The sequence below is a fragment of the Bifidobacterium miconis genome (assembly GCF_019331735.1).
Classification (GTDB): domain Bacteria; phylum Actinomycetota; class Actinomycetes; order Actinomycetales; family Bifidobacteriaceae; genus Bifidobacterium; species Bifidobacterium miconis.
Genome location: NZ_JAHBBH010000036.1, coordinates 20,637 through 27,552, shown reverse-complemented (window position 1 = coordinate 27,552; position 6,916 = coordinate 20,637). Strand labels below are relative to the sequence as shown.

The following is a 6,916-nucleotide window of genomic DNA, read 5'->3' as shown; positions in this document are numbered from 1 at the left end:
GTATCCATGCACCAGTCAACAAGCGACGACATGTAAACCATGCCCCAACACACCCGTCAACCATGCCCCAAGACATACCGTCAACCATGCCCCGACACATGCGTCAACTATCCGCTAAGACTAGACAGGCGATTATCGACCAGTACGTGGTCGGTCTATGCCCACAATCATGTGTTGCCGTACCGGATATGCCCACGAATACGTCGGCTGGCTGCCGGCTGGATACCGGCTGGCAACCAGCCGACTACCGGACGGCTACCGCTGGAGGGTACGCAGCATGGCGAGGGCCTGCCTGGCGCTGACGGACGGCACGTAGGCGCGCATGACCGCGAGCCCCAGCTGCGGCAGGGCGGCCGGATCCGGATAGCACACGTACACGGGTTCCTCGCTCGGTTGGAACTTGCGCTTGAAGTTGAACAGCGAGTGGAATCCGTACGCCGGCTCCATCCAGTCGGCCACGATCTGCAGCGCGTGCTGGAGCATCGCCGTGCCGGTGTCGGCGCGGCCGCTGGCGTCGACGTTGTCCCGGTCCGGGTTCATGCCGGCCAGCGGCGCGGCCGACAGGCTCATGAACTCGGCCGCCGAGGCCGGATCGGCAATCCCTTCGTCGCGCAGGCGTTCGGCCATGCGCGCGATCAGGAACTCCATGATGCCGTTCGGCGAGTCGGTGCGATGCCGCATGAAATCAAGCGTCCAGCCGACGATACGCGCGTCGCGCCACGTCGGCAGCCAGCTGGTCACGCCGAGCACGAGCCCGTCCGCGTCGACCGCGTACAGGATGCGCACACGCGGGTCGCGCAGCTCCTCCACGCCGCCGAGCGTGAACTTCATTTCCGGCAGGGCCTTCTCGCCGGCCCACTGTTCGGAAATCTCCTCAATCTGTTCGCGCACGTCCGCGTCCGCGTTGGCGAACGTGGTGAGCACGTCGGTGATGCCGTCGCGCTTCGCCTTGTTGATCGCCGTGCGGATGTCCTGCCATTTCTTGCCGGTGGTCTTCCACGTGCGCGGATCGACGACCATTTCGCCGCCGACCTCCAGCGCATACCAGCCGCTCGCCACAAGCGCGTCGCGTTGCGCACGATGCACCGCGTAGAACGCGGGCGACCACGAGTGCGCGGCGCAGAACCGCGCGAACTCGCGCAGGTCGGTCATCCATTCGCCGCGATCGCCGAACGGTCCGGTGCAGGTGAGCGCAATGCCGCCGATCACCCGGTACGCGACCGCCGAACGACCGGTCGGCGACGTCCAGTACCGGTTGCCCTCCCACGTGGTCATGAAGCTCATCGACTCGCCGTCGCGTTCAACCAGACGGCCGGCGTCGGCGCGCGCATGATCGTCCGTCACGAGAATGTCGCGCATCCACCGCACGCACACGACCAATACCACCAGCCAGAACACGAGTCCCACGCCCTGATAGACGGCCGACGCGACCGGCGTTAACGGCATGAACCGCAGTTTCGTGCGGCTCAGGAAACCGATCGGAATGAACCGGCCCGGCAGCTCGGCCATCAGATCGCCGATCGTGGCGGCCGGACGGAAATCATGCAGACGCAGCAGGCCAAACCCGAGATATATGGCCGCGCACGCCACGAACGACGCAACGATCGCCGCGCAGCCGCGACGCATCAGCCGAACGTCGGTGCGGATAGGAAAATGGCCGAGCGACACGACCGTCGCCACGGCGAACAGCGCGGGCAGCAGCGCGTTCGCCGCGCACGCGACCACCGCGCCATGCCACACCAAAGTACGGAATCCGTCCCCGGCGAACGCGAGCGGCACCACAAAGTAATAGGCCACGGCCAGCAGTGCGACGAACGCGGAATACGCCGCCGTCGCCCACGCGGCCAGACGACGGCCACGATACAGGCCCCACGCCATGATCGCCATCACCGCGGTCGGCAGCAGCGAACGCGCGATCGCGCCCGGCATCGACGTGCGCAGCAGATCAAACTGGAAGAAGCAGTCGGCGTGCGACGCACCCGACAGGCAGGCGGCCAGCTTCGCGTCGTCCGGATCGACCGGGCTGAGCATCAGGCCGAGCGAACTCAGCGGGCCGACATGCGTGGGCGACGTGATCGTCAGCATCGGGCCGAGCGCCAGAATCAGCGCGGCCGCGGCGAACATGCGCCGCGCTTCGAACGACGTGCCCATCTGCCAGTGCAGCGGATCGGCATGATGCTGCGCGGCGCGGGCGGACGCGCTTCCGACCGTGGTCCTGGCCGCACGGCGGGCCAGCAGGTCGCCGAGTACATGTCCGGTGAGCGCGGCGACGAGCAGGCAGTAGTCGCCCGGATTGCCGCGGAACAGCAGTCCGGCCGCGATCGCCGCATAGCCGATCAGCCGGATGCGACGCCGCCACAACGGACGGCTGAACGCGCTCGCCGCAATGAGCACGCCGACGCCCAGCGTGAGCGGGCTGAGCGTGAATCGGACGCGGCCGACGATCGCGGTGCCCTGCAGCAGCGCGGCGAGGCCCGCACACAGGAACAGGCCGACGATCGTGCCGATCAGCGTCGACGCGGCGCCGATTACGGCCAGACGGCCACGGCCCAGCAACGGTTCGGCGGTCGAAACCATGACCAGCAGCAGTATCGCGTCCATGACCAGCTGCAGCACGCCGCGGGCGAGGAACAGTGAGACCAGCAGCTTCGGCAGGCTGAATTCGTCCAGCGACGTGCCCAAGCCGCGCAACGGGAACGATTGCCCTGCGAGAGCCGCAACGATCCACGCCACGACGTTCAGTACGACAAACGCGGCGACGAAGCCCACTGCGAACGGGTGCGCGCCGATCCAGCCTCGTACGTCACCTGCCAGCGGCGCCCACGCTTGGGCGGCGTTCGATGACGCGTTGCGACGTGCGGGTTTGTGTCCGTTGCCGCCTTGATGGCCGGCCGCAGCGGACCGTACGACTGTGGTGTTGCGTGTGCCGTGGCCGTCGCCGTTGCCGTGCGTTGCGGCACTTGGCGAGTCTGCTGTCGTGGCACTTTCTGCGGCGTTGTTTGTCTTACCCTCTGCGGCGTTGTTCGCAACGCTCATTGCAGCACCTCCAATTTGTCGTAATCCTTCCACGTCTTATTCGTCGTTGTGCTGGAGCTGCCCAGGCCGACGCGCGCGCACCACCACGGCAGCGCGGCCTCCAGCACGGCGTGCACCGCATGCCAGTCGTGTCCGGTGCCGGGCACTTCCAGTTCGGTCACATCCCAGCCGGCCTTGCGCGCGGCGGCACCGATCGTCTTCACGTTGTCAACGGACACGGTGTCGTTCTCGCCGGCCGCCAACACGGCCGCCTGATCGGACGGCGCGTGCGCGGCGAGCGCGTTCACCGGCACCTGCTCCTCATAGGCTTTCCGGTCGCCGCCGAAATACGAGGCGACCATGTTGTCCACGCTGCCGGATGTGGGTGCGATCTCGCCGTCCACCGCGATCATCGCACCGAACAGGTCCGCGTGGCGCGGCGCAAGCTGCGTCGAACAGGTGCCGCCCTGCGAAAAGCCGGAAATGGCCCATTGCGCGCCCGTGCTGTCGGCCGGCAGGTTCGCGGCGATCCAGTTCGGCACGTCTTTGGTCAGGTACGTTTCTGCCTTGCCGAACTTCGTCGTGTCCGCGCACAGGCTGTTGAACGTGTCGCCGCCGTTCTGGTCGGGCGAGACGACGATCGGCGCGAGGCCGTCATGCGTTGTGGCGTAGGCGTTGAGCAGCGTGGTTATGCCGCTGGCCTGCATGGCGCGGCCTGGACTGCCCGGCTGTCCGGCGAGCAGGATGAGCACCGGCAGTTTCGGCGGCGTGTCGCTCAGCGCTGCCGGCGGCAGCCAGACCATGGCCGGACGTGCGCGGAACTTGGATGCCGTGTTGGCGATGCGTTCGGAGAATAGACGGCCCGTCGACGGCATGTTCGGCAAGTTGCCGTCGGCTGCGAGCCGCTGCCACTGATCGACCGTCATCGTCGGGCGTGCGATGCCGGCCTGGCTGACGGACTGGTACGGCGACCAGCCGACCAGCGATCCGATCGTCTGATATTCGCCGTACACCGTATCGACCTGCACGGCCGCGGCGACCAGCATGACCGGAATCATGACGATTGCGATGACGCGACGCAACGCGCGAGCCTGCACGGCCGTGGCGGTCACGAATCCCAACGCGGCGAACCCGGCCGCGGCCCAGCCGATCACCGCCCAGCCGAGCGATACGCCGAACACCATGATCACGTCGGAAATCAGCCACGCGGCCAACAATCCGGCCGCTCCGGTCACAACGCCGGCCAACAGCTGCCACAGCAGACGCACGCGATCGGCACGGACCAGCTGCCACGCCGCCAGCGCCAGCAATCCGATCGCGGCCGCCAACAGCACGCCGTCATGAAACGGACCGGACACGATGCGCACGCGCATCAGCGACTGCAGCCACGACGACCACACTTGCATGAGCATCCTCCCTTATCGCTACCAAACGCGGCATCATAGGAGCCGTATCCGGCGGGGTGCATCCGCCGCGGGAATGATTTCCCTCCCAGCTCAATCCGGTATGGTGGCAAGCGAGAAGCAATCGTGAATATATGGGGCGAGGTGCGGCCGTTGTCAGGAACGACGCGGACAATGGTGACCATTATGCCCAGTGAACCAAACGTGAAGTGCAGGTTATGAGCGAAGAAACAACACATGATATGACGACTCGGGACACGGCCCGATCACAGTCCGCGTCGCAGGCCGCGCAGGCTCCGCACGCTGCGTCGGTGGCCGGTACTGTCGGCGCGACGTCAGCGAACGCGACGGCGGCCGACGACGACATCGAGATCCTTGACATCGCGCGCAAGGAGGACACGGACGAACGCCGCGGCCGGCGCTGGTTCAAACGATTCAGCGGCAGGCCGTTCCCCGGCTGGCTGTACGCGTTCCTCTTTATCCTGTTCGACCTCGCGGCCGTGGCCACGCTGCAGTGGGGCGTGTCACTGAAAAGCACGCGCGTCAAACTGTCCAGCCCAACCGTCGGCTGGGGATTCGTGACGAAAATGTGGACGGACGGCAACTTCGTGCTCGTCCTCAACGCGCTTCTGCTCGGCCTGATCTACCTGATCCTGCTCATGCTCACCAACCGGTTCTGGATCGCCACGCCGGTGTTCCTGGCGGCGGCGATCATCGTGGCCGTGATCGAGCATTTCAAGGTGCAGATCCGCTACGAGGCCGTGCTGCCCAGCGATCTGAACTTCCTCAAGGCCGACAAAAGCAACCTGCTGAGCTTCATGCCGCCGGGAGCGCATTGGACGATCATCGGCGCGTGCGCCGTGTTCGTCGGCGTGCTCATCGTCTGCTTCCTGCTGTACCGCATGGACGGACGCTCCGGCCGGCTGCTGCGCTTCGACAACGTCGGCCTGAACGTGACCGTGCGACTGCTGCTGATCCTGCTGCCCGGCATGTTCTTCACGCTGTATTCGATGCAGGTGAGCACCGTCGGATCGTGGGCGAAAACGTTCGCCACGGTGATGGGCGACAAGCCGAGCATGTGGGATTCCGTATACGACGCGCAGCGCAACGGCCCGCTCGTCTCGTTCACGCGACAGCTCAACCCGCGCATCATGGAAAAGCCCGCGAACTACAGCGAGGCGACGATGAAGAAACTCGCCGCCAAGTACGCGAAGGAAGCGACGACGATCAACGAATTGCGCTCCGCGAACATGACCGATTCGACCGTCATCTACGTGCTCAGCGAATCGTTCTCCGACCCGTCGCGCGTGCCCGGACTCAAGGTCAACAAGGACTCCATGCCGAACATCCGCAAGATCAAAAGCGGCACCACGTCCGGCCTGATGCTCTCGTCCGGCTACGGCGGCGGCACCGCGAACCTTGAATACATGGGCCTGACCGGCATGAGCATGGCCAACTTCGACTCGTCTCTGTCCAGCCCGTACCAGCAGCTCGTGCCGAGCGAACACTGGGTGCCGACCATCAACCAGATGTGGGGTGCGGCCAAGTTCTCCGAGGCGTTCCACCCGTACGAGTCGTCCATGTACTCGCGCGCCACGAACTACGTGAAGTTCGGCTTCTCGCACTTCTACACGCTCACCGGCGACGGCGAAGGCAACGACATCATCAAATACCAGGACAAGATCGACGAATCGCCGTACGTGTCCGACGAGGCGACGTACAAGAGCGCGCTCGAGGAGATCGCGAAGACGGACGACAACCAGTTCATCCAGATCATCACGATGCAGAACCACATGCCGTACAACGACTGGTACAAGGACAACGACTTCACCGCCGAATCGACCGACCCGTCGCAGCCGCTCGAAAAGGACGAGACGAAGTCGATCGAAACGTACCAGAAGGGTGCAAGCCTGACCGATGAGGCGACTGCGGCGTTCCTTGAGGAACTCGACAAGCTCGACAAGCCGGTCACGGTCGTCTTCTACGGCGACCATCTGCCCGGCATCTACGAGACGGCCAGTGCGGACACGAACAATTCGCTCGCATTGCATCTGACCGACTATTTCATCTGGTCGAACGAGGCCAGCTCGTCGCAGGGGGAGAAGATCGACAATGCGGCATATTCGTCGCCGAACTTCTTCGTCGCGCAGGCGGCCGAGCACATGGACGCGAAGGTGTCGCCGTATCTCGCGTTCCTGACGGAGATGCACGCGAAGATCTCCGCGATGGAACCGCCCGTGGTGAACACCATTCAGGGCTGGGACCGCATTCCGGAAGGCCAGAACATCTATCTGGACGCCGACGGCAACCCGATGGCGGAAAGCGACTTCGACGACGAGACAAAGCAGCTGCTCGCCGACTACAAGCTCATCCAGTACGACATCACCGCCGGCAAGAACTACCTCAAGGACTCCGGCTTCATGGACCTGCCGTAGCGCGATTCCGATGCTAAGGCGATATGAAGAGAGGCTCCCCGCGGGGAGCCTCTCTTCATATCG

At 64.9% G+C, this 6,916-nt stretch carries 3 protein-coding genes; 1 reads left to right on the top strand and 2 read right to left on the bottom strand.

Features of this window, described 5'->3' with window-relative positions; genetic code table 11:
* Positions 1-255: 255 nt before the first annotated feature.
* Positions 256-3,036, bottom strand: a complete 2,781-nt coding sequence (locus KIH79_RS10390; protein WP_219059301.1) for a bifunctional lysylphosphatidylglycerol flippase/synthetase MprF — start codon at positions 3,034-3,036, stop codon at positions 256-258.
* Positions 3,033-4,427 (bottom strand): alpha/beta hydrolase, encoded by a 1,395-nt coding sequence (locus tag KIH79_RS10385; RefSeq protein WP_236023801.1) that lies wholly within the window; start codon positions 4,425-4,427, stop codon positions 3,033-3,035. Before KIH79_RS10385 ends, KIH79_RS10390 begins: the two co-directional genes overlap by 4 nt.
* A 233-nt stretch (positions 4,428-4,660) precedes the next feature.
* On the opposite strand from KIH79_RS10385, the gene KIH79_RS10380 reads away from it, so the two are divergent.
* Positions 4,661-6,853, top strand: coding sequence for an LTA synthase family protein (locus tag KIH79_RS10380; RefSeq protein ID WP_219059300.1), 2,193 nt, complete (start codon positions 4,661-4,663; stop codon positions 6,851-6,853).
* The last annotated feature ends 63 nt before the right edge of the window (positions 6,854-6,916 follow it).